Origin of the sequence: Nocardioides sp. TF02-7 (assembly GCF_022437945.1) — a bacterium.
Classification (GTDB): Bacteria; Actinomycetota; Actinomycetes; order Propionibacteriales; family Nocardioidaceae; genus Nocardioides.
Genome location: NZ_CP092535.1, coordinates 2,465,263 through 2,488,251, shown reverse-complemented (window position 1 = coordinate 2,488,251; position 22,989 = coordinate 2,465,263). Strand labels below are relative to the sequence as shown.

The window sequence follows — 22,989 nt, the reverse complement described above, 5'->3', positions numbered from 1 at the left end:
GGGCCGTCAGGCCAGCTGGTAGCCCGCCTCGACCACGGCCGCCTCCACGGCGCCGCGCTCGAGCGGGGCGGCGCTGGTCACGACGACCGCGCCGGTCTCGACGGTCACGTCGACGTCCTCCACGCCGGGGATCTCGCCGATCTCCTCGGCGACCGACGCCGCGCAGTGGGCGCAGGTCATGCCGGTGACCTGCCAGGTGCTCTGCTCGCTCATCTTCGCTGCCTCTCGTCTCGTGGGTGGTTCAGGACCGGACCAGCCGGGTGATGGCGGCGACCGCCTCGGCGACCTTGTCGCGGGCGACCTGGTCGCTGGCGGCCTGGTCGCTGGCCTCGCCGGAGCGGGCGGCGCCGAGGGCGTCGGCGACGCAGTGGTTCATGTGCTCCTCGAGGAGCTGGAGGGAGAACGACTGCAGCGCGCTGGTCATCGCCGAGACCTGGGTGAGGATGTCGATGCAGTACTGCTCCTCCTCGACCATGCGCTGCAGGCCGCGGGCCTGCCCCTCGATCCGGCGCAGCCGCTCGAGGTGGTCGTCCTTGCGGTGCAGGTAGCCGTGCTGGTGCTCGCTCACAACAGAAACCATACCCCCCTAGGGTAACTTGTCAAGCGCAGAGGGGTACGCCGATCGCCCGGGCCCGCAGGGTCGGGCCCGGTGGCTGGCGGGGTCAGGTGGCCGGCAGGGTCAGCCGGCGTCGGGGCGGATGCCCAGGATGCGGTCGATCTCCTCGACCGGCAGCGGGCCGTCGGAAGCGGTGGCGGCCACGATCAGGTTGGTCGTCAGCTCGACCTCGACGAGGAGGTCGGAGTCCTCGAGGGTCACGTCGAACTGGTCCGTCACGACTGCTTCTGCCTCCCCGAGTCCGACCGGCCGCCCCCGAGCCCGCTCCACCGCCGGGCACACCCGATCTCGTTCCGAACTATCGTGCCCAATGGACCCGCCTGCAAACGGAGAACCGCCGAAACTTTGCACTCTCGTTACCGACGGCCGGCGGGCTCGGGAAGGCGAGAGCCCCGCCGGCGGACCGGCGGGGCTCTGCGAGAAAGGCGCGAACGTCAGCTCGTCAGAGCGGACGCACGTTCTCGGCCTGCGGGCCCTTCGGGCCCTGGGTGACGTCGAACTCGACCTTCTGGTTGTCCTCGAGGGACTTGAAGCCGGAGGACTGGATCGCCGAGTAGTGCACGAAGACGTCGTCGCCGCCGCCCTCCTGCTCGATGAAGCCGAAGCCCTTCTCGGCGCTGAACCACTTCACGGTGCCCTGAGCCATTGCGCTCGTTACTCCTTGTGTCGGGGCGAGAGCCGCCACCTCGGCGACCCGCAGCGGATGCGCTGACACGTCGCTCCGACCCGTGATTGGGACACCACAAACCAGATACGCCGTTGGCCACAGACTTCCGCAGGCGTCAAACCTTGAAGAACTGCATCCACTGCAGGACCGACCCTACCAAGCGTCTCTGCCGAACGAGCCGCCACGCGCACCGGTGTCTCGCGGACCGGCCGGGTGCCGGCGTACGGCGCCCGTCAGTCGACCCACTCGACCTCGAACAGCTCCTCGAACCGCTTGCCGGTCGCCACCAGCAACCGGGCGATCGTCTCCGCGCTGGGGCTCGCGTGACCGGCCTCGAGGCGCCAGGCGGCGCTGCTCGACAGCCCGACCCGCCGCGCCCACTCGTCGCGGCTGATGCCGGCGTGCTTGCGCAGGCCGTAGAGGACGCCGTCGCGGAGCCGGACCCGCGGCGTCCCCCGCCCGGCAGCCTCCTCACCGCGCGTCACCACACCTCCCGAGAGTGGAGCCGTCCATCGTCACGATAACGAGCGCCCCGCCGACAGCGTCACGGCCGGCCCGGTGACCGGTGGGTTCCTCACGACGAGCGGACGGAGCGTTCTCAGATGTGAGGCCATGGGCGGTTGCGCTCCGTGCGTTGCCCGCGTCTCGGGGCGGCGGTCCGGTAGACGTTGGCCGTCAACCCCCACCGCGGCCGTCTCGGGCAGCAGGAGGACTCCTCGTGAGCGAGCAGTCGTGGCTCCGTGCCTCGTCGGCCCCTGCCGCCATGCCCTCCCTCGGCCGCCGCGGCGTCCGCATCGTCCGGGAGGTCACCGCTCGCGACGGCGAGGTCGTGGAGCAGTCCACCTCGACGGTCGTCTACCGACCCGACGCCGACGGCCCGGCCGTGCCGTGGGCGGTGCGGAAGCTGCGGCAGAACGGCGGCGACGTCTGGTTCGGCGTCTCCGGGCAGCCCGGGCACCTCGAGGACCTGCTCGGCGCCGACTCCTCCCCCGAGGGCCACGAGGTGGTCTGGCGCGCCTACCTCGAGGGCGGCTGGACGCTCGAGGACCGCACGTCGGTGCGCACCGAGATCGACTTCGGCAGCGACGGCCAGGCGCTCAGCCTGCCGGGGCGGCACGCCGCCGAGCGGCGCGTCGGCGGTGGCATCGTCAACCTCGCCGCACCGCACCGCACCCACGTGGCGCTCCTGCTGGACGAGTGGGGGCTCGGCGTGCTGCTCGTCTCCGACGGCCTGACCGACCTGATCGGCAACCGGCTGGCCGAGGACCCCGACTGGGAGAACGACCGGAAGTGGCTCCTCGAGGAGCTCCGGACGCTCGGCTGGCACGACGACCAGCTGTTCCAGGTGTTCCCCCGGCGCTCGCGACCTCAGCATCGAGACCCCCGGCGGCTACCTCGTCGACCGGGCGCTCACCCACGCCTCCGACCACGAGGAGCGCACCGCCGGGCTGTCGGCCGAGGCCCGCTCCGACCTGCGGTTCGGCGCCTACCTGCGGCTGCTCGTCGAGGGCACCGAGGAGCTGGTCTCACCCCGCTGGATCGTCTAGGAGCGAGGTCGTCAGGGTGAGAGTGAGCCCTGGCTCACTCTCACCCTGACGACCGGCTCGGACGCCATGGCCCGCCCGGGTGGTCCGACCTGTCCGATCGGTCATTCGTCGTCAGATGTGGTAATGCTCGGCGGGCTGTCGCCGTTGGATGAGGCATGGTCCGCCGCACCCTCGCCGCCGTCGCCACCGGCATCGCCGTCGCGCTCGCCCTCGCTCCCACCGGCCCCGCCGGCGCCGGGACGCCCCCGAACGGACCCGGCACCGCCGGGCCGCCGTACGACTACGCCACCGAGCTGATGGGCGAGGAGCTGGGGAAGCCGCTGGTGCCGCTCCCGGACAAGGCGATGATCACCCGCTCGAAGCACGGCTACCTCTACCGCGCGGGCCAGCAGCACAACCGGCTGACGGTGACCTTCTCGGGCACGTCGCTGCGGTTCGTCGACACCGGCACCCGCTCGTTCCACCGGCTGGCGGCCGGCTGCGTCGAGCAGCGCGTCTGGCGCGGCGTCGCGGCGGTGTGCCCGGTTCCCACCTGGATCAGCGTCGACCGTCCGGTCCTGCTCGAGGTGTGGCCGCGGCTGGGCAACGACCACGTCAACGTGTCGACGCTGCCGGCGTCGTTCGCGGTGACCGTGCTCGGCGACGCCGGCGACGAGGTCGTGCGGTTCGGCGCCGGCCCCGACTTCTTCAACGGCTTCACCGGCCGCGACCGGGTCTTCGGCGGAGGCGGCAACGACTGGATCCGCCTCGGCCCGGACGCCGACGTCGTGCGCGGCGGCGGCGCGGACGACCAGCTCGTCGGCCAGGACGGCGACGACGTCATGTACGGCGACGCCGGTGACGACCGGCTCGGCGGGATGGGCGGCCGCGACCGGCTCGTCGGCGGCAGCGGCAGGGACTTCCTGCTGTGCAGCGGTATCGACAACTTCGTCGCCGACCTGCTCGACCGCCTGCTGGGCTGCGGGAACCGCTCGTCCTGACCCCGTTCACGCGCCCCAGGCGGGACGTCCCGTCGGGGCTAGGGACATCCGCGGTGGGTAACGCCGAGCGAGGGGCCGGACCGCGGGAGGCACGAGCATGCTGATCACCGTCACGGGCGCGACCGGGAACGTCGGGTCCACCCTGCTCCGGACGCTGGCCGACGCCAGGCACGACGTCGTGGGCGTCAGCCGCCGCCCGCCGGAGACGGCGGCGGGCCCGTACGACGGCGCGCGCTGGGTCGCTGCCGACCTCGCCGAGGAGTCGTCGGCGACCGAGCTCGACGACGCGCTGCGAGGGGCCGACGCCGTCGTCCACCTCGCCTGGGGGTTCCAGCCGTCCCACCGCACGGACTACCTGGAGGCGCTCGGCGTCGGCGGCACCGGCCGGGTGCTCGCCGCGGCCGCGCGGGCCGGCGTACGGCACGTCGTGCACATGTCGTCGGTCGGCGCCTACTCACCGCGGCACGACCTCGACCCGGTGGACGAGACGTGGCCGACCGGCGGCATCCCGAGCTCGGTCTACAGCCGCCACAAGTCGGCCGCGGAGCGGCTGCTCGACCGGTTCGAGGCCGAGCAGCCGGGGACCACGGTGACCCGGCTGCGGCCGGGGATCATCGCCAACCGGCGCGCCGGGAGCGCCCTGCTCCGCTACGGCGTCCCGGCGCTGGTGCCGCGCCGGCTGCTGCGGCTCCTGCCTGTGCTGCCGCTGGACCGCTCGGTGGCGATCCCCGTCGTGCACGCCGACGACGTGGCCGGGGCGATCGACCTCGTCCTCGGCGCCCGGCTCCCGGGTGCGGTCAACCTGGCCGCGGAGCCGGCCGTGCGGCCCGGCGACCTGGCCGAGGCGCTCGGCGCGCGGCACGTCCACGTGCCGTACCCGGTGGTGCGGGCGGCGGCCGCGGGGAGCTGGCACGCGCGCCTGCAGCAGGTCGATCCCGGGTGGGTCGACCTCGCCCACCAGGTGCCGCTGCTCGACACGGCGCGTGCCCGCACCCAGCTGGGCTGGGCGCCGCGGATCGACGCTCTCGGCGCACTGCACGAGGTGATCGACGGCATCCTGTCCGGCGACCACGACGTCACGCCGCCCCTGCGGCCGCGCAGCCCCGCTGACGGGGTCAAGCGCCTCCTGCGCAGGGGGCCCGTGGCGCTACGGCGGCGTCCCTAGCCGCGGCCACGGGCCTCCTCCGGCCGGAGCGTCAGCGCATCCGGATGACGCGGGACTTCTTCGGGCCGCCGACCTTCTTCACGACCACCTTGAAGACGTCCTTGCCCTTGGTGTTCTTGCGGTTGCGCTCGATCTCGATGTCGCCGTCGCGGTCGGCCTTGCGCACGCCGTTGAAGAACCGCTTGCCGTCGTGGCGCAGCACGATCCGGTACTTGCTGCCCGGGCGGGCGTCGTCGATGTCGACCTCGACCTCGAACCGGCCGTCGTCCTTCTCGACCTTGAAGTCGACCTCGGCCCCGGCGACCCGGAACTCCCGCTCCTTGCCGTCGGCGTTGGCGGGCGAGGCCGAGAGCACCGTCATCGGCGCGGCGACCAGCGCACCTCCGGCGATGGCGGCGACGGCGCGTCGTACGTTCTGCATGTTGCTGCTCCTTCTCCTTCGGTGGTTGACGCTTCAAGGATCGGCGGCGAGGGTGAGGCACCTCTGAGACCGCGGTGAGAGACCTCTTACCGGCGGTTGTCTGCTCCGGTACCGATCGGCGCGACAGGCGGCGCCGGGAGCCCCCGGCGCGCGTAACGTCGAGTGCCGTCGGGGGGGACGAGCGGAGGTGGGAGATGTTCGTCCAGGTGATCCAGGGGCACGTGTCGGACGCCGGCAAGGTGCGGGCGCTGATGGACCGGTGGGTGGCCGAGCTGGCACCCGGCGCGGTCGGCTGGCTCGGCAGCACCGCCGGGGTGACCGACGAGGGCGAGCTGGTCGTGCTCGCCCGCTTCGAATCGGAGGAGGCGGCCCGGAAGAACAGTGACCAGCCGCGGCAGACGGCGTGGTGGGAGGAGATGGCAGCGCAGTTCACCGACGAGCCGGTGTTCCACAACTGCACCGAGGTCGAGGTGGACACGCCCGGCGACCCGTCGCAGGCGACGTTCGTCCAGGTGATGCAGGGCCGCACGACCGACATGGAGCGCACCCGCGAGCTGATGGCCGAGACCCCCGAGGACTGGGCGAGGTTCCGCCCCGACATCCTCGGCAGCGTCTGGGCCGGACACGACGACGGCCTCTGGACGATGGCCCTCTACTTCACCTCCGAGGCCGAGGCCCGGGTGAACGAGCAGAAGGAGCCGCCGCCGGAGCTGGCGAAGATGATCGACGAGCTCGCGTCGCTCTCGGCCGGCGAGCCTTCGTACCTCGACCTCCGCGAGCCCTGGCTGGACGCGCCGGACCAGGGGTAGTCGGCCATCGGCGCCGGGCGCTCCTCAGCCAAGGTAGTCCATCACCCTCACCCGGCCGGCGCCGGAGGCGGCCGGCTTGACCTTGGTCGACCCGCCGTACCGCAGCTGCACGGTGTGCCGACCAGGGCCGAGCTTGGGCAGCTTGAACGAGAAGCGGTTGTTCATCGCGGCGGTGAGGACGGCCGAGCGCACCTGCTTGCCGTCCACGAACAGCCGGATCGGCCCGGTCGCTCGCTGGTTCGGCGTGACGGCGAGGGTGCCGACCACGGCGGGACGCTCGTTCTTGCCCCACACCGGAGCGGGGAGCCGGCCCCTGAGGACCGCCGTCGCCCGCGGGACCTCGTCGCCCCAAACTGCGCAGGTGCCGGTGGGGCACGGCTGCCGGTCGCGGTAGGAACCGGCGTACGACCAGGTGCCGAGGACGGCTCCGGTCGCCGCCGAGACCAACGTCGGGGTGGTGTCGCCGTACTGCACCTGTCGCTGGCCGTAGAGGATCTCGGTGCCGTCGCTCGACCAGTCGACCGGCCCGGACCCGAGGTGGCTGTAGCTCGGCACGTTGACGTACACCGACGTCCGCTTGATCACGGTCGGGTGGAGGTCGCCCGCGCCGATCGTGCCCAGGAGCTGCTCGTGGGTGGAGACCTGCTCGTCGAGCTCGTCCTCGTCCTTGTCGACGAGGACCGCCAGGACGGACCCGTCCGGTGACCAGGCCGGGTCCGAGTACGCGTAGTTCAGGCAGGTGAGCTGGCACTCCTCGGGGAGATGCGCGTTGAACCGCGTGGCGGCCCCCTCCGGCGGCCGCGACCGTGTAGACCTGGTGGCTGTGGGCGGAGTAGCTCCATCCCCCGTCCTCCACCTCGGACGCGATGAACGCGATCCGGTCGGTCACGGGGTTCCACGACAAGGTGCTGACCAGGGCGATCTCGAAGGCAGCGGTGTCCTGCACCAGGAGGGTCGCCGCGCCGGTGGCTACCACGACCCGGTGGATCCGTTGCCGGTGGTCGCTGCCGTCCCACTCGGAGGTCAGGACCGCCAGGCGCGTCTGGTCCCCGGACCAGGCGACATCCTCGACCTCACCGGGGAGGGTGACGAGCTCCTGCACGGTGCCGTCGTTGCGCCAAACCGTCACCGTCGACCGGTGCTCCACCGCGCCGGCGACCATGGTGCCGTCAGGGGAGAACTCCATCGCGCTGCCCTGGTACGCGAAGAACAGGCTCGTCGCCGCGCCGTCCGCCGTCACCAGCCGACCGGTCTCGGTCAGCAGCGGGCCGTCGCTGGAGGGGCCGGGCCCGGCGTACGCCGGGAGCTGGGGAGTCGTCAGCAGCGCGACGACGATCCCGACGGCCGAGGCGGCTCCCGCGAGCCGCTCGAGGCTGGTCATCGCCGGCCCTAGAAGTCGTAGCCGCAGTGGCTGCCGACCTCGCGGAAGGAGCCGTTGGCCGGCCAGATCTCGATCGTGTCGACCGTCTTGTCCTTCGGCCCGGGTCGGTTCTTCAGGAGCTTGATCGTCACGTGCGCCCGCCAGCGGCTGTAGTAGAGGTTCCCCCCAGCCGGTCCGGTCGGCGGCGGTGGAGACGAAGTCCCAACTGCTGTCGGTCACCTGGATCCAGGCGGTCTCGGCGAAGTAGCGGTCGGCCGACCGCCACTCACCGCGGGCCTTGAGGTACTCCCACTTGATCCATTTTCTTCACCATGTAGCGGCCGCTGCCGTGGTAACGGGCCGGGTCGGCGAAAGTCGCGCGAACGCTGATCGCAGACTTGGCGGTGTCACAGCTCCGCCACTTGGCGGTCGTCCGGAAGGTGCCTGCGTACGACGACGGTACGGCCGTCATCATCGACACCGCCAGCACCAGCACCACCACGCCGAGCGCACGCGTCATCACCGGCATGCTCATCGCCCCCTCGTGTCCCCACTGTCCCGTCGCGGTGTCCCCCGCGTGTCCCGGGATGCTAAGAAGGGCCACCCGCAGCGGCAACGGGCTCCGTGCACGATTCGGATACCGATCGAGGACTTCCGGGCGCCCTCCGGGGCCTACGATCAGCAGATGAGGACCACGCTCGCGCTCCTGCTCGCCGTCCTGCTCGGCACCCTCACCACGGCGGCCCACGCCGAGGACGGCGTGCTCCGCGACGGGCGTGACCGCGTGCCCGCCCAGCAGGACATCCTCAACGTCAGGATCGACAACGGCGCCGAGACGCTGCGGATGACCGCGAGGTTCCGCGACCTGCGACCCGACCGGCGGGCCAACTTCCGGATGTTCGTCGACCCCCGACCCGCGGACGACCGGGCGTTCATCGTGTTCGCCATGCGCGCGGCGGACGGCCGGGAGGTGGCGCAGGTCCAGCTCAGCACCGACGACGAGTTCGGCGGCACCCCGATCCGGTGCGACGGCCTCCGCGTGCGGTGGGACCTGGCCCGCGACCGGATCCGCTTCGCCGTGCCGCAGGACTGCATGCGACCCGGCGGTCGGGTCAGCCGGTTCAAGGCGGTCTCCGGCTTCTGGGACGGCCTCCACGGCGACTGGACGAGGTTCGTCACGATCCGGAAGGGCTGACGGCGGCCGGCCGGTCCGGCGACATCGCGGACGGCGTACGCCGGGCGGTGCCGCGGGACGGTCGCGGACACACGTCTTCGCGGAAAGGCGTGCGTGGTGACCGTCGGCTGTGCCAGGTTTGGCGGGACTCTCCCCTGCTCCCTCCCACCCGGAGTGCCGTATGCGCCGCACTGCCCGTCTCGCCCTGCTCGGATTCCTGCCCGCCACCGCACTGGTCGCGGTCGCCTCACCGCCGTCGGTCTCGGCACCGGAGCCCGACCCGTTGCCGGAAGGCTGCGTCGCGGTCGGGGCTCGGGTGACCTGCACCTATACCGGCGAGGGCGAGTTCACGGTCCCGGCGCACATCACGGCGCTGACCATCGAGGCCGTCGGCGGTGACGGCGGGGACGGCTGGGGCATCGCCGGGTCCTACGTCGGCTCACCGGGTGGCCGCGGTGCACACCTGACGCAGACGGTCGCCGTGTCCCCCGACCGGAGCGGTGCGTCCGGAGCAGACCCTGGCGTTCCGCGTCGGCGGCAACGGCGAGCCCGGGAACAACGACCCGGCCGTCAGGGGGGTCGGCGACGGCGGCGCCAACGGCGGCGGGAACGGAGGTTCCAACGCCGGTGGTGGTGGCGGCGCCACGGTCATCTACGCCGACGCAGCGCTCACCGAGCGGGTCGTCGTCGCGGCCGGCGGCGGAGGCGGGGCCGGCGCGTGCATCATCACCCACGCCTGCCAGGGGGCCGGCGGGAACGCCGACCACGACGGGGCCGACGACGACCCGGACTCCGAGTTCCCGGCGCGCGGGGGCCGGTCCGACGGCACCGGCGGGACCCGCGGGGGCGACCCCGCGTTGCTGGACGACACCAGCACCGACGGCACCGACGGCACCGACGGCCAGGGCGGCGTGGGTGGATACCCGAACGGCGCCGGCGGCGGTGGCGGGGGTGGCGGCGGCTACCCCGGCGGCGGCGGCGGTGGCGGCGGCTGGTCGTGGGTCGGCGGCGGCGGAGGTGGCGGCGGCGGCACCAGCCACTCGGCGTTCGAGCCGTCCGTCGAGCGCACCGACGGCGACGGCAACCCGCGGGTGGTGTTCACCTACACCGATCCGCTCCGTGACGGCATCCTCCCGACCGTCACGCTAAACGCCGGCCCTGCCGTCCGGTTCGCCTCACCGGCGCGGATCCGGTGGACGGGCGCCGACACCGAGTCCGGTGTCGACAGCTACGACGTCCGCCACCGCACCGCCACCTGGCACACCGGCTTCGGCGCCTGGGCCACCCAGAGCGCGACCACGACCACGTCGGTGACGACGAGGCTCGCGAAGGGCCAGCAGCACTGCTACCAGGTCCGCGTCCGCGACCGTGCCGGCAACACCTCCGCGTGGACCGCCCAGCAGTGCACCACCCTGCCCCTCGACGACCGCTCGTTCTACGCGAGCCCCGGCTGGACGCGGGTCGGCGGCGCGACGTACTACGGCAGGAGCGCGATCACCACCCGCAAGAAGGGCCGGACGCTCACCATCAAGGACGCGCCCGCCGGCCGGGCCGCGCTGGTCGTGTCCAAGGGGACGCAACCACGGCCGGGTCGAGGTCCGCTACAACGGCAAGGTCGTCAAGCGGCTCTCCCTGGCCGGGAAGGCGAGGAATAAGGTCGTCGTCGCCTTGCCGAAGGTCGCGAAGAGGAGCACGATCAAGGTCCGCACCCTCAGCGGGAAGCTCGTGCGCATCGACGGGATCACCCTCACCCACCGGTGAGGAGATCGGCGCCTCCGTCGATCGCCTCCTGCGACGTGGTGGAGTCGACGCGCGGGTCGTTGGCGATCGCGAACAGGTCGTCGACGGAGATCGGCAGGTCGAGGTCGCGCGGGTCCTCGCCCTCGGTGATGGTCGGGCCGGCGTAGTAGACGAGCACCGTCGCATCCCCCTTCCCGACGGCGACGTAGACGACCCCGGGGTCGGACTCGAACGTCTCGTCCTCCCACATGAGCAGGCCGTCGTCGGTCTCCTCGCAGCCGTCCAGGAACTCGTCGTCCTGCGAGGTGCAGTCGACGGGGCCGTCCTGGGGGCCCACGGCGACGGCGAGCATGTCGCCGTCGTACTCACCGGTCGTCCCATACAGCAGCTCGACACCAACGGCGCCCTCGGCCTCGAGGTCACTGCTCGGGAAGGCCTTGTCGGGCTCCCCCGCGTGCTCCGCTGCGACGAAGGCGAGCGCCTGCGGCGTCACCGGCTCGTCGCCGCCTTCCGGCTCGTCGGCGGCGCTGGTCTCCGACCCGCACGCGGACAGGAGCAGGACGGTCGCGGCCAGGGGCAGAGCGCGCTTCATGCGGAGAACTCTGCCCTGTGGGATCGGGGGTTGCACCTCGTGAGGTTTCCCCGGCCGACCGGGGAAACCTCAACATGTCGGGCAAAGCAATGCCGGACAAGTGGAGGGATTGCCCGTCACGTCGGTCCGCGGAACGACGATCAGACCCCCTCTCGCGGGACCCGCGAGCATCGGATCGCGAATCGGCCGCGCCCTCACCCAGCCGGTTGCGCCACCGGCAGCGTGGCGACGTCGCCGTACTCCTGCCGCACCGCGGGCGACAGTGCCAGCAGGCCGGCGATCAGGAGCGGTGCGCCGAGCAGCAGGAAGGTCTCGACCGGGCCGGCGGCCGCGATCAGCAGCCGAGCGCCCGGCGCGAAGTCGCTGCTCGAGACGGTGGCCACCGTCGCGATCCCGACGACCAGCCAGATCCCGCACAGCACCAGCGCCGGCACCCGCGAGGCCGGCTTGACCAGCACCGCCACCAGCACAGCGAGCACCGCCACGACACCCAGCAGCACCAGGAACGCGACCATCGTGCCGGTCAGGTCCACGCCGTCGCCGAGCTGCATGATCACCAGCACGGCCACCGAGCACAGCAGGACGAACGCCGACAGCACGGCAACCAGGACGGCGGCCAGCCGCGCCGTGCTGATCGCCGCAGCCGCCCGCTCCGCACTCGACGTGCCGGCCGACCGGGCTCGCCAGGTGCCGAGCACGAGCGCGGCGGCAGCGGCGATCAGGAAGTAGCCCGCGGGTTGCGGGACGTAGAGGCTCCACAGGAAACCCGGGAGCGTGATCTTCTCGATGTCGACGACCACGAACGGCCCGACGTCGGGCACCCCTCCGAAGGGCGTCGGCTCGACCCGGCCGAACAGGGCGACGAAGAGGTAACAGGCAGCGACCGCGACCAGGACGCGCTGGAACGCCGCCGACATCACCGCCAGGACCGGCGGGAGCACGATGGTCACCAGCTGCACCGTCGCGACGATGAGCCCGGCCAGCACCACGTCGACGGGCGGGTCGCCGAACACGTCGGCCTGCTCGCCGACGAACAGCCGGACGACGCCGGTGACGGCGCTGCCGACGACCAGCACGACACCGGCGAGCAGGACCACGAACTGCACCCGCACCCAGGCGCGCGGGGCGATGCCGGCGTCGTAGCGCCGCGGCGAGATCGCCAACAGCGTCCCGAACAACGCCATGGCGACACCGGTGCCGATGCCGCCCTCACGCGCGTCGGTCAGGTGGACCAGCTCCATGATCAGGACGAAGCCGATCGCGGCGAACATCGGCACCGCGCACGCGAGCCGCAGCAGGAAGCACAGGCCCGGGTTCAGCTGCGGGACCACGCCACCCAGGTAGGGGATCACCAGCGCGACGACCGCGACCACCACCGCCAGCACCACCCACCACTGGTCGTTGGCCTCGTGGATGCCCTGGACCGCGTGCAGGTCCCAGGGCAGCGCGAACGTGCACATCAGTGCGGTGAACGCGACGACGTCGATCAGGACGTCGCGCCAGTCCAGCCCGGCGAACGGACTGCCGGCGCTCGCCGCCGTACCTGCTGCTGCGACCGGCGCGTACGCCGGCGGCGGGGCGTACGCCGGCGGCGGCGCTGTCGGCTTCGGTCCGGGAGGCGGCGGCGGGACCGCCGTGCTCGGCGCCGGCGCACCGGGTGCCGGCTCAGGCTCGTGCCTCGTCGCCGGGTCGGTCACCGGGTTGCCGGTCGCGGTGCCGCACTCGGTGCAGAACGCACCTGGTGCCGGCGCGCCGCAGCTGCTGCAGAAGTTCGCCATCGCCATTCCCCCTGTCGGCTGGTCCGCGCGAAGGCTAGCGGCCGCGCGCGGCCCTGGGGAGCCCGTTCGCCTGTCGATCCGCCCCTTCAACCCGGCGGCCTCCCTGCCTGCGGTGCGCACCTCAGAGACTGGCACCGGCAAGCGGGGCGAGGCCTCAGCTGAGCAGGGACGCTTCGCGGCGGAGGAGCCGGCTGGACATCAACGTGGCGTCGGTCGATACACCAGTTCTTGTGTGCTTCCGTCCAGGATCCGGGTCTCCAGCAGCTCGAGGTGGAAGTCGCCGGCTCCGCGGAAGATGGGAAAGGCGCCGGACTTGGCCGAGATCACAGGGAAGACAGTCACCTGCAGACGGTCGACGAGCCCTGCGGCCATGAGCGACCAGTTCAGCGCCAGGCTGGCCTGCGATCGCAGGGGGCGGTCGGATGTCTCCTTCAGTCGCCGCACCACCTCGACGGCATCGCCGCGCTCGATGGTGGCGTCAGGCCACCCCAGGGTGCTCTCCAGAGAGGACGAGATGACCGTTGCCGGGGCACGCAGCGTGCGTAGGTTCCACTCATCGAGCGCGTTCGGGTCCTCGAGCGCACCCATGATCGCGGCGTTCTCGCGGAAGAAGTTGGCCCCGAAGATCATCCTCGGCTCAGGTTCGAACAGTGAGGCGCGGTGTGCCAGCAGCTCTGGACCCTGCTTGCTCCAGTAACCGCCCCAGTTCGCGCCTTCGGCATAGCCCCCCATATCCGTCGAGGGTGGAGAAGACGTCCCAGGTATACGTGACACTCATCCGGCAGCTCCCTCGCTTTCGATGTCGCGGACGATGGTTGCGACTGATGCACGTACCGGGACTCATCGCTCCGCGCCTTGCCTCGACCCGCGCTGGCGGCTACAGCTCCGATCTTCGGACCTGAGAGACTGGCACCGGCGCGCCGATCGAGGTCGAACCACACCGGTGTATTCCCGATGTGATTCCCGACCTCATTCCCGACGCCCCGGGCCGCTAGCTCAATTGGCAGAGCTGAGGACTTTTAATCCTTAGGTTGTGGGTTCGAGTCCCACGCGGCCTACCGACCGGTCACCCGGCGGCGCGGCACTCCGCGCAGAGGCCGAAGAGCTCGATGCTGTGGCTGACCTCGGCGAAGCCGTGCTCGCGGGCGACGGCGTCGGCCCAGCGCTCGACGGCGGGGCCGGTGACCTCGACGGTGCGGCCGCAGGAGCGGCAGACGAGGTGGTGGTGGTGCTCGGTGCTGCAGCGCCGGTACGACGCCTCGCCGCCCGGGCCCTGGAGCACGTCGACCTCGCCGGACTCCGCCATCGCCTGCAGCGTGCGGTAGACGGTGGCGAGCCCGACCTTCTCCCCCGCGTGCCGGAGGGCGTCGTGGATGTCCTGGGCGCTCTGGAAGTCGGTGGCCTGCGCGAGCGCGTCGTTGATCGCCCGCCGCTGCCGCGTCGGCCGGAGCGCCGTCGACCGCTCGGTCATCGCGCCTCCTCCAGTTGAGAGTGAGACTCAAATCTACCGCTGCGGGTGGTCGAACCGGCCACGAGCACTCCGGTTCCGACGTACATTGCGAGGGTCGGGAGGAAGGGAGGCCTCGTCATGCCCGGTGCGGGAGAGCTGGACTTCGGTCCGGACACCGACGCGATCCGCCGCTGGCTGGTCAAGCGGGCGACGTACGCCGGTGAGCTCGGCGACCCCCGCCCGTGGCGGCAAGCACCGGATGGACCCGCCCGGCACGGTCGACCCCCGCGCCCTCGCGGTGCCCGACGCCCGCGCTGCCGGGCGCGACGTCCTCGAGGCGCTCGTGACCCCCGAGCCGGCGCGGCCCGAGGAGCCCGCGGAGGCGGCGCCGGACCCGGGCACCGATGCCGAGCGGCGCACCCCGCCGACCCCACCCGCGCCGCCGACCCCCCGCCCGACGCCGTCGTACGGCGCCGCCGCGGCCGTCGCGCACGCGGAGCGGCAGGAGGCGACCAGCCGGTCGACCAACATGGTGTTCGAGCCGCGCCGGTGGATGCACCGCACGGTGACGGCGGTGTTCCTGGTGGGGGTCGCGGCGACCGCCGGCGCGGCGTACGTCGCCTACCGCGACCGCACCACGCTGGCCCTGGGCCTCGCCGTCCTCGCGGGCGTGCTGACGCTGGTCGTGTGGGCGGTGCGCGCGAGCACACCGGTGACGGAGCTCGCGGTGATCCGCGGGCAGCTGGAGGTGATCCGCGCCGGCAGGTTCGAGATCATCGACCTCGCCAGCCCGTTCACACCGATCCTCGTCGAGGGCACGCCGGGCCGTCGCGGCTGGCGGGTGCTGATCGAGCGGCCCGAGCAGCCGCTGCTCGTGCTCGACCGGAGCCTGGTCGACCCGCAGGCGTTCACCGCGGTGCTGCACCGGGTCCGGCCCGACCTGCGGCCCGACGCGGTGGCCGGGTAGGCCGTCAGCCCGTCGTGATCCAGTAGCGCCGCTTGACCCCGCGGACGTCCTCCAGGACGCCGCCGCACGCCTCGATCGTGCGGGCCGACGGCAGGTTGTCGGTGTCGCAGGTGACCAGCACCCGCTCGATCCCCCCTCGCGGCCGCCCGGCGTACGGCGAGGGCCAGCGCCCGCGTCGCGTGGCCGCGCCGCCGGTGGGCGGGGCGCACGGAGTAGCCGACGTGGCCACCCTGGTCGAGCAGCCAGTCGTCGAGCTCGTGGCGGAGGTTCAGGAACCCGATCACCTCGTCGTCGGTGCCGCCGTCGCCGGCGGTGATCCACAGGTAGTCCGACGGGACCTTGCCCCCCGTCGGGGTCGCCCGGCGCGGCCCGCTCGAGCAGCGCGACGAACGTGGCGCAGTCGGCGCGGGTCGGCTCGAGCTCGCGGTCCAGGAGCCAGGCGCCCGACCCGTGCATCTGCTCGTTGCTGCCGAAGTCCGCGACGGTCTCCGCCCAGCTGCCGGACCAGCGGACGTCGGGGGCGACGAGGGAGGTCATGGCCCGATCCCACCAGCCACGACCGCTCGTCACCAACTCGGTCTCGTCAGCGCCGCACCCGCACCCGCACCACGTCGACGCTCGGACGGACGTCCGCGGAGCCCGTGTAGCGCACCCGCACCCGCACCGGTCCGACCGGCAGCCGTCGCGCACTGGCGCGCACGACGACGGTCCCCTTGCGCAACGACGCCCTCCCGATCCGGCGGCCGTCGGCGCGGACCACGACCGTGCCCGTCGGCACGACGCCGTCGGCGCGCACGCGCACCCGCAGCCGCAGCGGTTGGCGCTGGCGCACCGTCCGCGGTCCGCGCACCTCCGTCGTCGACGGCGCCTTGCGGACCCGGAGGGTCGCGTTCCCGGTGCTCGGGAGGACGGCCGCGTCGCCGGCGTACGCCGCGGTGAGGCGGTGCGTCCCGACGCTCAGCCGCCGCGTCGGGACGACGATCCGTGCGGACCCGTCGGACAGGTCGGCCGCTCCGAGCCGGGTCCCGGCCGCCCGGAGCACGACGCGGCCGGTCGGGTCGGCGCCGTCGGCGGTGACGGCGACCCGCACGGTGGCGTCGGCGCCCTTGGCCACCGACGCCGGCGCCCGGACCGCGGTCGCCGACGGCACCCGCTCGCTGTCCGGCTCGCCGGCCGTGAACGCCCAGCTGCCGGAGCCGACCTCGAACAGCGCCCGGCCGTCCTCGGTGCCGACCGGCTCGGCGCCCTCGGGTGCCGCGACGACCTGGCCGTCGGCGACAGGGACCGAGACCACGGCAGTGGCCCCGACCGGGACCTCGACGTCGAGGGACAGCTCGCCGCCGGCGAGCGCCCACGACGCGGCGACCTCGCCCAACGGCGTCGTCACGGACCCGGAGGCGGACTCGAGGTCCCCCACGACCTGCGGAGCGATCGAGATCTCCCGGTAGCCAGGCGCGGTCGGCTCGATGCCGACCAGGTCCTCGTAGAACCAGTCGTCGATCGTCCCAAGGAAGTAGTGGTTGCGCGAGCGGTAGTCGTCCCACGCCTCCCACATCGACGTCGAGCCCTCCGCGGACTCGAACCAGCGGCCCCAGCCCGGGTAGTCGGTCTGGGTGGCGACCGTGAACGCCAGGTCGCCGTGCCCGTGCTCCGTCAGGACCGGCAGCAGGTACTTCGTGCCGAGGACCCCGGTCCACAGGTGCCCGTCCCGCTCCTCGCGGATGTCGCGAGCGAGGTTGTCGGCCACCCGCTGCTCGTCGCCGTCGGGCACCAGACCGAACGCGAGCGCGAGCACGTTGTGGGTCTGCCGGTAGCCGGCCTGGGCGTCGCGGTAGACGCCGCCGTCGGCGTCGTAGTAGGCGGCGTTGAAGGCGTCCTTGATCTGCCGGGCCTCGGCGCGCATCTCCTCGGCGTCGCCGGGCCGGTCGAGCAGCTCGGCCATCCGCGCCGCCACCTGCGTCATCTCGTAGACGTACGCCGTCGCCGAGACCCGCATGTCCTCCGGCGGGTTCCCGACCTGGTCGGGGGACATGTAGTCGCCGAGACCGGTGGTGGAGATATGCCCGGTCGAGGTGCTGTGCTCGAGGCGGAGGTAGTCGAGGATCCCGTCATAGTGCTCCTCGAGCACCCGTCGGTCACCGGTGTCCTCGTAGAGCCACCACGGGATCAGCACGTAAGCCGCGTGCCAGGTGGGCGACTGCACGGCATCGCCCCAGCGCCAGTCGGGGTCCGGCGCGATCAGCGCGGGCCGCCCGTCGGCGAGCCGCGAGTCGCTGACGTCCTGCAGCCACTTGGTCAGGAAGCTGTGGCTGTCGAGGTTGCGGAGGAACATCTCCGCACCCAGCTGGGCGTCCCCGGTCCACCCGTTCTTCTCGTACATCGGGGTGTCGGTCGGGATGTGGTGGAAGTTGTTGAGCACCGTGTCGACGACCGCCTCGTGGATGTCGTCGAACAGCGGCTCGGAGCTGGCGAACGTCGACGTCCGCGCCACGTCGGTGTGCACCAACCGCGCCTCCACGTCGTCGACGCCGGGACCCTCCGCGTCGGGCCAGCCGGTGATCTCCACGAACCGGAAGCCCTTGTAGGAGAACTTCGGCTCCCAGGTCTCCCCCGCCCTCGCGGCCGGCGAGCGTGTAGCGGTCGGTCTGGAAGTCGCCGCCGGTGAAACCGGTCGAGACACTGGCCCGGCCGTTGTCGAGCAACCGCTCGCCGTACCGCAGCTGCACCTCCTGGCCGGCCTCGCCGGTGACGTGGATCCGCGCCCAGCCGGCCACCTGGCGGGGGAACGTCGCCACGAAGACGCCCGGCTCCGGCGCCGTGATCTCCGTGGGCGCCAGCGTGTCGACGACGCGGATCGGCGGCTGGACGCGGGCACGCAGCCGCCCGCTGGGCCCGTCGACGACGGCCGGTCGCTGCCACGTGCTGTCGTCGTAGCCCGGCCGGTCGGCGCCCGCCGGCTCCCGCCGGGCGTCGTAGAAGTCGCCCTCGTAGAGGGAGTCGTACGTCGTCGCGCCCTCGGTCACCCGCCACTGGTCGGCGTCGGTGCCGATCGTCTCGACCCGGCCGTCGGCGTAGGTCACCCGGAGCAGCGCACGCACCGCCGGCCCGTCCTGGGTCCACGGGGCCTTCTCCCAGCCCCAGGAGTTCGCCGTCGGCATCGCGTAGAAGCCGCGGCCGAGCTCGAGCCGCAGCGCGTTGTCGCTCGCGACCAGGTCGGTGACGTCGTGCGTGGCGTAGTGGACGGTCCGCGTGTAGTCGGTGTTGCTCACCGACAGCACCTCGTCGGACACCTGCTCCCCGTTGAGCCGGGCGTCGACCAGGCCGGCGCCGGCCACGTAGAGGCGCGCGGCGGCGACCGTGCCGTCGAGCTCGAACTCGTGCCGCAGGACAGGGGCGGCGGACCGCTCGACCACGACGACGTTCTCGCCCCAGTCGCCCTGCCCGTACGGCGCGTGCACGGCCACCGGGGTCCACGCGGCGTCGTCGTACGACGCGGCCTGCCACCCGTCCTCGGCGTCGCGGCTGCTGCGCCAGCTGGCGTCGGTGGGGGACCAGCTCCACCGCGCCGTCGTCGTAGGTGACCCGGACGTAGCCGAGCACGCCGGCGGGCGAGTCGGCCCCGCTGGCGAACCTGCTGTTGGCGGCCTCGACGGCGACCACGTTCTCGCCGGGCACCACGTTGTCCAGCGGCAGGATCTCGGCCTGCCGCCAGGCCTCCGCGCCGCTGCCCGAGCGACCGACGAGAGCGCCGTTGACCCAGGCGGTGAACCGGTCGTCGGCGGTCATCACGAGCTCGGCACTGCGGAGCCCGCGGTCGGGGTCGACCACGAACCGCTTGCGCAGGTAGCGGGTCCCGGCGGGCGCGACGGGGGCGCTGCCGTCGGGGTACCAGATCCACGACGCCTCCGCGAGCGACGCCTGGTGGTCGGTCGTCGGCGGGAGGGTCACCCCGTTGCCCCACGGACCCGAGCCGTAGGCCGCGAACGAGACGGCCGCTCCCCAGGCGCTGTCGTCGAAGTCCGGCTGCTCCCACCCGTCCGCCGGGTCGGCGGAGGTGACCCAACCCGTGTCGGCACCGGTGCTGCGGTCGACGTAGGTGCCGTCGGCGTGGTGGATGCGGACCTTGGCGAGGACGCCCGCGGGCGAGGGAACGCCCTCGCCGGCGGGGTCCCACGAGTTGCGGGCCTCGACGGCGAGGACGTCCTGCTCCCCGGTCAGCGGGACCTCGTAGTGCTGGGCGCGCATCCAGGTGTTCGGCTGGTCGGCGCTGGCGCCGACCTCCTCGCCGTTGACGAGCACGCGGTAGCCGTCGTCGGCGGTGATGAGGATCTCGGCGGCGACGGCCGTCCGACCGGTCCCCCGGGTCGAGGACGGTGCGGAACCAGCGCCGGCCGGCCGGGGCGGTGGGCGGCGCGACGCTCTCCTCGTGCCAGACCCAGCGGGCGCCGGTGAGGTCGAGGGCCTCCTGGTCGGCGTCCTTCTGCTCGGCCAGCCACTCCGACTGCGCCCAGTCGTCCTCGGCGAGGCCGGTCTCGAACCACGACGGCTCGCTCCAGGCCTCTCCTGCCGGGCCGAGGAGGACCTGCACCGCCCAGTGGTAGCGGGTCGCGGGCTCGAGCTCGGGACCGTCGTAGGGCACCTCGGCCGAGGCCGGCGACTCGACGACCCCGCTGTCCCAGACGTCGCCCTCGCCCGCCGCCGCGCGGTCGGCCGTGGTCGCCACCACCACGCGGTAGCCGCTCTGGACGAGGTCGTGCGCGGTGCCTCGGGTCACCCAGGAGAGCCGGGGTCGCGCGACGTCGGTGCCGAGCGGCGTCACCGTGTTCTCGACGCGGAGGTCGCCGACCTCGACCGCGGCGGGAGCGGCCTCGTGCGCCAGCGGACCGGCGGCTCGGTCGGGCACCGCCACCGCCGGTGTGCCGGCTGCGGACACCGCGAGGGTCAGGCCCACCGCGACGAGGACGCCCGCCCGGCGCGGAGCACGCGGACGACGGAGCGAGGAGGGAGCAGTCACCGGAGGCCTTTCGAGTGCAAGCATGCGTGAATCGATTCAGTGACGGACGTTACACAGCCCCCGTCTCGCTGTCCGCACCCGAGCGTGGCCGGATCCGGACAGGTCCCTTACTCGCAGACGACCCCGTCGCCGTCGCCGTCGCGGTACCAGTGGTACTCCGGGTCGCGCCCCTCCACGTACGGCCCGTAGCCGGCGGCCCGCGCCTCCGCGCAGGAGCCGAACCGTGGGTCGGTGCCCGGCTGCGGGGCGACCGGGCCGGTGCGCCCGACCCGCGCCCGGCGGACGACGAGCCGACGGTTCGGGCAGGTCCTGGCGTGCCGCCGCAGCGCTGTCCGCTCGGCCCGGTCGACCGTGAGCGACCACCGGGTCTTCACGGCGACCCAGTGCCGCACGAACGCGCACCGGCCCCGTGGCGGCATCCACTCGGCCGGGTCGCGGTCGGACTTCGACCGGTTCGTCGCCGCCGTGACGGCGACCAGCGACCGGTGGTCGCCCAGGTCGTTGGCGAAGCGGCGCCGGGTGTCGAGGTCCCACCGCCGGGCGCCGGAGTCCCAGGCCTCGGCGAGCGCGACCACGTGGTCGATGTCGAGCTCCGCCGACCTGGTCACGACCTTCCCGTCATAAGGCGACCGCCACCGGCCGGTGCGGATGTCGCACCCGGAGGTGGCGGTCCGCGACTCGTCGTGGAGCACCTCGTCGCGGGTGTCGCGGCAGTCGCCGTCGGCGTCGATCCAGTGCGGGAACGCGTCGCGGTCGTAGCCGGCGCGGGTCTCGGCGGCGACCCGCAGCGCCCGGACGGCGGCCCGGAGCCGCACGCGGACCGGTCCCGCCCGGCGCTCGGCCTCCGCGGCGCCGCTCGCCACCACGACCGGCACCATGACCGGCGCCGCGGCCGGCACCGCCGGCTCCCTCGACCGGCGCCGCCGCGAGTGCCGGCCCGACGGGGAGCAGGAGGGTCGCGGCGGCGAGCATCCGGATCAGCACGGTCCGCATCCTGCCGCACAGCCGGCGGACCCGCAGCGGTCCGAGGTCAACCGCGCAGCGCGGGGACGGCGCACCGCGGCTCCCGGACGGCGTACACGTCGGCGCCGCTGACCTCGAGACCGAGCAGGCCGAGGACGGGCGTGAGCACCGCCCGGTCCAACGCGCGCACCACCGGGTTGACCACCAGCCGCAGCAACGGCCGCAGGATCGCCTCGAGCAGCCAGCCGACCGGCAGCCCCAGCACCTTCAGCGCGTTGGTGCGGACGTCGAGCTCGGGCAGCCCGCTCGACCCCTGGCCGACCCGCACCGGACGGTCGTAGTCGGCGTCGTCGCGGATGTCGATGACGGCGCGGCCGGAGGAGGCACGGGTGCCGGTGACCCGGATCGGACCGCGGACGACCGGGGCGCCGAGCAGCGTCACCTCGACCTCCAGCGACAGGTCGACGGTGAGCAGGCCGTCGCTGACGTCGACCGTGATCCCGGCGGGGTCGCACCGCACGTCGGTCAGCCGCCCCTCGGCGCTCGCGAGGCGCACGGCGGCGGCGAGCTCGACCTTGGTGCGCAGCCCCTCGCCGAGGTCGAGGTCGAGAACCTTGGCCCCGACGTCGAGCGCGACGGCCGAGCTGGTGGCGACCGCCGCGGCGTCGTTGGCGCGGCCGCAGGCGATGGTCGGCGGCTCGATGACGCTCAGCGAGGCGGAGAGCTGGGCGAGCGGCCCGAGGTCGATGCCGATCCCGGGTACGTCGACCGCGTGCTGCCCGGTGGCGGCCGCGGCGGCCGCGGTGACGAGGTCGAGCACGTTGAGGGAGGCGTCGAGCCCGGCGGCGCCGCCGGTGCCGAGGTCGAGGATCTCCCGAGCGGGATCCGGACCGAGCCGACGCCGACGGCGAGCGCCTGGAGCAGCCGGACCTGGGCGGTGGCGCCGCTCTCGCGGGCGAGCACCTCGGCGATGGCGAGGTAGAAGTCGGCGAGCCCGACCAGCTGGGAGCCGTCGACGAGCTCGTGCAGGGTCCCCGCGGCGAGGTCGACATCCAGCAGCCAGAGCAGGTCGACGTCGACGGCCGCGAGGGCCCGGTAGTCGGCGACCGTCAGCTGGACGCGGCTGCCCAGGATCCGGAGCAGCGGGCCGAGGAGCGGGGAGTCGTCGGTGTCGAGGTCGGCCGCGAACGAGCCCACCTGGAGCACGCCCCGCCGGTCGCCTCCGCGATCGCGGAGCGGGCCGCCCCGCCCCCGGAGGTGCCGGTGATGCCGGCGAAGGCGAAGTCGACCGACGTGTCGGCCCGCACCCGCACGGCCGTGGGCACCTCCGCACCGCCGACCTCCTGGAACCCTCCGTCGGGCTGGAGCCGGCCGAGGTCGGCCTCGAGCCGCGGCGTACCGCCGACGTTGTCGTCGTTGCGGGCCAGGCTCGCGGCGAGCAGGCCCGGCACCGCGGGGCGGAGCTGGTCGGCCGTGCGGCCGTCGAGCTCACGCGCCAGGTCGAGCGCGACGACGTCGGCGAGCGTCTGCATGTCGCTGCGCGCCACCCGCTGCAGCCCGAGGTCGACGGCGAACGCCCCCGCGACCAGCACCAGCGGCATCAGCAGCGCCACGAGCACGGCGACGGCCCCTCGGTCGTCGCGGCGCGGTCGCACGGCACTGCCTCCTGGTCGTCTCGCGCCCCGGCACGCGAACATAACTTTACAGGTTGTAGGTTATCGGATGTTGAAACGCGGGCGACGGAGG

General features: G+C 73.2%; 26 protein-coding genes, 1 tRNA gene and 1 pseudogene. 9 read left to right on the top strand and 19 right to left on the bottom strand.

Features of this window, described 5'->3' with window-relative positions:
- Positions 1–6 precede the first annotated feature (6 nt).
- From MF408_RS12825 to MF408_RS12805, 5 genes are all read right to left on the bottom strand, one after another.
- Positions 7–213 carry a heavy metal-associated domain-containing protein gene (locus tag MF408_RS12825; RefSeq protein WP_240248022.1) on the bottom strand — a complete coding sequence of 69 codons (207 nt, stop codon included), beginning with the start codon at positions 211–213 and terminating at the stop codon, positions 7–9.
- Positions 214–241: 28 nt separating this feature from the next.
- Positions 242–580, bottom strand: a complete 339-nt coding sequence (locus tag MF408_RS12820; protein ID WP_240248021.1) for a metal-sensitive transcriptional regulator — start codon at positions 578–580, stop codon at positions 242–244.
- Between the two features lie 99 nt (positions 581–679).
- Positions 680–835 (bottom strand): hypothetical protein, encoded by a 156-nt coding sequence (locus MF408_RS12815; RefSeq protein WP_240248020.1) that lies wholly within the window; start codon positions 833–835, stop codon positions 680–682.
- Between the two features lie 223 nt (positions 836–1,058).
- On the bottom strand, positions 1,059–1,262 hold the full coding sequence (locus MF408_RS12810; protein ID WP_240248019.1) for a cold-shock protein: 204 nt from the start codon (positions 1,260–1,262) through the stop codon (positions 1,059–1,061).
- 254 nt (positions 1,263–1,516) lie between these two features.
- The gene (locus MF408_RS12805; RefSeq protein ID WP_240248018.1) at positions 1,517–1,768 is read right to left on the bottom strand and encodes a helix-turn-helix transcriptional regulator; all 252 of its coding nucleotides are present in this window, start codon (positions 1,766–1,768) and stop codon (positions 1,517–1,519) included.
- A 233-nt stretch (positions 1,769–2,001) separates the two neighbouring features.
- Here MF408_RS12805 and MF408_RS12800 point away from each other — a divergent pair, with 233 nt between their 5' ends.
- The 3 genes from MF408_RS12800 (at position 2,002) to MF408_RS12790 (ending at position 4,975) form a co-directional block, all read left to right on the top strand.
- On the top strand, positions 2,002–2,850 hold the full coding sequence (locus tag MF408_RS12800) for a hypothetical protein (RefSeq protein WP_240248017.1): 849 nt from the start codon (positions 2,002–2,004) through the stop codon (positions 2,848–2,850).
- Positions 2,851–2,985: 135 nt separating this feature from the next.
- A complete protein-coding gene (locus MF408_RS12795) occupies positions 2,986–3,810 on the top strand; it encodes a calcium-binding protein (RefSeq protein WP_240248016.1) in 825 nt (274 codons plus the stop codon).
- A gap of 97 nt (positions 3,811–3,907) precedes the next feature.
- A complete protein-coding gene (locus MF408_RS12790; RefSeq protein ID WP_240248015.1) occupies positions 3,908–4,975 on the top strand; it encodes an NAD-dependent epimerase/dehydratase family protein in 1,068 nt (355 codons plus the stop codon).
- Positions 4,976–5,006: 31 nt separating this feature from the next.
- Here the strand turns inward: MF408_RS12790 and MF408_RS12785 are convergent, their stop codons facing one another.
- Positions 5,007–5,396: a hypothetical protein gene (locus MF408_RS12785; protein ID WP_240248014.1), complete on the bottom strand. Its 390-nt coding sequence runs from the start codon at positions 5,394–5,396 to the stop codon at positions 5,007–5,009.
- A gap of 194 nt (positions 5,397–5,590) precedes the next feature.
- Here MF408_RS12785 and MF408_RS12780 point away from each other — a divergent pair, with 194 nt between their 5' ends.
- On the top strand, positions 5,591–6,205 hold the full coding sequence (locus MF408_RS12780) for a hypothetical protein (protein WP_240248013.1): 615 nt from the start codon (positions 5,591–5,593) through the stop codon (positions 6,203–6,205).
- A gap of 24 nt (positions 6,206–6,229) precedes the next feature.
- Here MF408_RS12780 and MF408_RS12775 read toward each other — a convergent pair whose 3' ends face one another.
- On the bottom strand, positions 6,230–6,790 hold the full coding sequence (locus MF408_RS12775; protein WP_240248012.1) for an Ig-like domain-containing protein: 561 nt from the start codon (positions 6,788–6,790) through the stop codon (positions 6,230–6,232).
- Between the two features lie 397 nt (positions 6,791–7,187).
- On the opposite strand from MF408_RS12775, the gene MF408_RS12770 reads away from it, so the two are divergent.
- Positions 7,188–7,598, top strand: a complete 411-nt coding sequence (locus tag MF408_RS12770; RefSeq protein WP_240248011.1) for a hypothetical protein — start codon at positions 7,188–7,190, stop codon at positions 7,596–7,598.
- Here the strand turns inward: MF408_RS12770 and MF408_RS25415 are convergent.
- Together MF408_RS25415 and MF408_RS12765 are read right to left on the bottom strand one after the other, a co-directional pair.
- Entirely contained in the window at positions 7,595–7,717 is a 123-nt protein-coding gene (locus MF408_RS25415; RefSeq protein WP_275693154.1) for a hypothetical protein, read from the bottom strand. The two genes, MF408_RS12770 and MF408_RS25415, sit on opposite strands and share 4 nt — an antisense overlap.
- A gap of 134 nt (positions 7,718–7,851) precedes the next feature.
- Complete coding sequence (locus tag MF408_RS12765; protein WP_240248010.1) at positions 7,852–8,100, bottom strand: hypothetical protein; 249 nt, start codon at positions 8,098–8,100, stop codon at positions 7,852–7,854.
- A gap of 150 nt (positions 8,101–8,250) precedes the next feature.
- Here MF408_RS12765 and MF408_RS12760 point away from each other — a divergent pair, with 150 nt between their 5' ends.
- Complete coding sequence (locus MF408_RS12760; protein WP_240248009.1) at positions 8,251–8,760, top strand: hypothetical protein; 510 nt, start codon at positions 8,251–8,253, stop codon at positions 8,758–8,760.
- Positions 8,761–9,239: 479 nt separating this feature from the next.
- The gene (locus MF408_RS25410; protein WP_275693153.1) at positions 9,240–10,394 is read left to right on the top strand and encodes a glycine-rich protein; all 1,155 of its coding nucleotides are present in this window, start codon (positions 9,240–9,242) and stop codon (positions 10,392–10,394) included.
- A gap of 92 nt (positions 10,395–10,486) precedes the next feature.
- Here the strand turns inward: MF408_RS25410 and MF408_RS12750 are convergent, their stop codons facing one another.
- From MF408_RS12750 to MF408_RS12740, 3 genes are all read right to left on the bottom strand, one after another.
- Positions 10,487–11,071 (bottom strand): hypothetical protein, encoded by a 585-nt coding sequence (locus MF408_RS12750; RefSeq protein ID WP_240248008.1) that lies wholly within the window; start codon positions 11,069–11,071, stop codon positions 10,487–10,489.
- A gap of 194 nt (positions 11,072–11,265) precedes the next feature.
- Positions 11,266–12,849, bottom strand: a complete 1,584-nt coding sequence (locus MF408_RS12745) for a zinc ribbon domain-containing protein (RefSeq protein WP_240248007.1) — start codon at positions 12,847–12,849, stop codon at positions 11,266–11,268.
- Between the two features lie 198 nt (positions 12,850–13,047).
- Entirely contained in the window at positions 13,048–13,479 is a 432-nt protein-coding gene (locus tag MF408_RS12740; RefSeq protein ID WP_240248006.1) for a dihydrofolate reductase family protein, read from the bottom strand.
- Between the two features lie 355 nt (positions 13,480–13,834).
- On the opposite strand from MF408_RS12740, the gene MF408_RS12735 reads away from it, so the two are divergent.
- Positions 13,835–13,907, top strand: a tRNA-Lys gene (locus tag MF408_RS12735).
- An 8-nt stretch (positions 13,908–13,915) separates the two neighbouring features.
- Here MF408_RS12735 and MF408_RS12730 read toward each other — a convergent pair.
- Positions 13,916–14,320 (bottom strand): Fur family transcriptional regulator, encoded by a 405-nt coding sequence (locus tag MF408_RS12730; RefSeq protein WP_240248005.1) that lies wholly within the window; start codon positions 14,318–14,320, stop codon positions 13,916–13,918.
- 199 nt (positions 14,321–14,519) lie between these two features.
- On the opposite strand from MF408_RS12730, the gene MF408_RS12725 reads away from it, so the two are divergent.
- Positions 14,520–15,266, top strand: a complete 747-nt coding sequence (locus tag MF408_RS12725) for a hypothetical protein (RefSeq protein WP_240248004.1) — start codon at positions 14,520–14,522, stop codon at positions 15,264–15,266.
- Positions 15,267–15,849: 583 nt separating this feature from the next.
- Here the strand turns inward: MF408_RS12725 and MF408_RS12720 are convergent.
- The 6 genes and pseudogenes from MF408_RS12720 to MF408_RS12695 form a co-directional block, all read right to left on the bottom strand.
- Positions 15,850–17,769 carry an Ig-like domain repeat protein gene (locus MF408_RS12720; protein ID WP_240251908.1) on the bottom strand — a complete coding sequence of 640 codons (1,920 nt, stop codon included), beginning with the start codon at positions 17,767–17,769 and terminating at the stop codon, positions 15,850–15,852.
- Positions 17,770–17,896: 127 nt separating this feature from the next.
- A pseudogene (locus MF408_RS25405) lies at positions 17,897–18,679 on the bottom strand (family 78 glycoside hydrolase catalytic domain); the annotation flags it as partial.
- A 1,708-nt stretch (positions 18,680–20,387) separates the two neighbouring features.
- Positions 20,388–21,179 (bottom strand): excalibur calcium-binding domain-containing protein, encoded by a 792-nt coding sequence (locus tag MF408_RS12710; RefSeq protein ID WP_240248003.1) that lies wholly within the window; start codon positions 21,177–21,179, stop codon positions 20,388–20,390.
- 131 nt (positions 21,180–21,310) lie between these two features.
- Positions 21,311–22,063, bottom strand: a complete 753-nt coding sequence (locus MF408_RS12705) for a hypothetical protein (protein ID WP_240248002.1) — start codon at positions 22,061–22,063, stop codon at positions 21,311–21,313.
- Positions 21,952–22,440, bottom strand: a complete 489-nt coding sequence (locus tag MF408_RS12700) for a hypothetical protein (protein ID WP_240248001.1) — start codon at positions 22,438–22,440, stop codon at positions 21,952–21,954. Before MF408_RS12700 ends, MF408_RS12705 begins: the two co-directional genes overlap by 112 nt.
- Positions 22,353–22,898, bottom strand: a complete 546-nt coding sequence (locus MF408_RS12695; protein ID WP_240248000.1) for a pilus assembly protein TadG-related protein — start codon at positions 22,896–22,898, stop codon at positions 22,353–22,355. The genes MF408_RS12700 and MF408_RS12695 overlap by 88 nt, the downstream gene beginning before the upstream one ends.
- Positions 22,899–22,989 lie beyond the last annotated feature (91 nt).

Bases quoted from the DNA above. Each gene is read 5' to 3' on its own strand.
- MF408_RS12825 (WP_240248022.1), bottom strand. From the start codon at position 213: ATGAGCGAGCAGAGCACCTGGCAGGTCACCGGCATGACCTGCGCCCAC.
- MF408_RS12820 (WP_240248021.1), bottom strand. From the start codon at position 580: ATGGTTTCTGTTGTGAGCGAGCACCAGCACGGCTACCTGCACCGCAAG.
- MF408_RS12810 (WP_240248019.1), bottom strand. From the start codon at position 1,262: ATGGCTCAGGGCACCGTGAAGTGGTTCAGCGCCGAGAAGGGCTTCGGC.
- MF408_RS12795 (WP_240248016.1), top strand. From the start codon at position 2,986: ATGGTCCGCCGCACCCTCGCCGCCGTCGCCACCGGCATCGCCGTCGCG.
- MF408_RS12790 (WP_240248015.1), top strand. From the start codon at position 3,908: ATGCTGATCACCGTCACGGGCGCGACCGGGAACGTCGGGTCCACCCTG.
- MF408_RS12785 (WP_240248014.1), bottom strand. From the start codon at position 5,396: ATGCAGAACGTACGACGCGCCGTCGCCGCCATCGCCGGAGGTGCGCTG.
- MF408_RS12780 (WP_240248013.1), top strand. From the start codon at position 5,591: ATGTTCGTCCAGGTGATCCAGGGGCACGTGTCGGACGCCGGCAAGGTG.
- MF408_RS12765 (WP_240248010.1), bottom strand. From the start codon at position 8,100: ATGAGCATGCCGGTGATGACGCGTGCGCTCGGCGTGGTGGTGCTGGTG.
- MF408_RS12760 (WP_240248009.1), top strand. From the start codon at position 8,251: ATGAGGACCACGCTCGCGCTCCTGCTCGCCGTCCTGCTCGGCACCCTC.
- MF408_RS12750 (WP_240248008.1), bottom strand. From the start codon at position 11,071: ATGAAGCGCGCTCTGCCCCTGGCCGCGACCGTCCTGCTCCTGTCCGCG.
- MF408_RS12745 (WP_240248007.1), bottom strand. From the start codon at position 12,849: ATGGCGAACTTCTGCAGCAGCTGCGGCGCGCCGGCACCAGGTGCGTTC.
- MF408_RS12740 (WP_240248006.1), bottom strand. From the start codon at position 13,479: ATGATCTTCGGGGCCAACTTCTTCCGCGAGAACGCCGCGATCATGGGT.
- MF408_RS12730 (WP_240248005.1), bottom strand. From the start codon at position 14,320: ATGACCGAGCGGTCGACGGCGCTCCGGCCGACGCGGCAGCGGCGGGCG.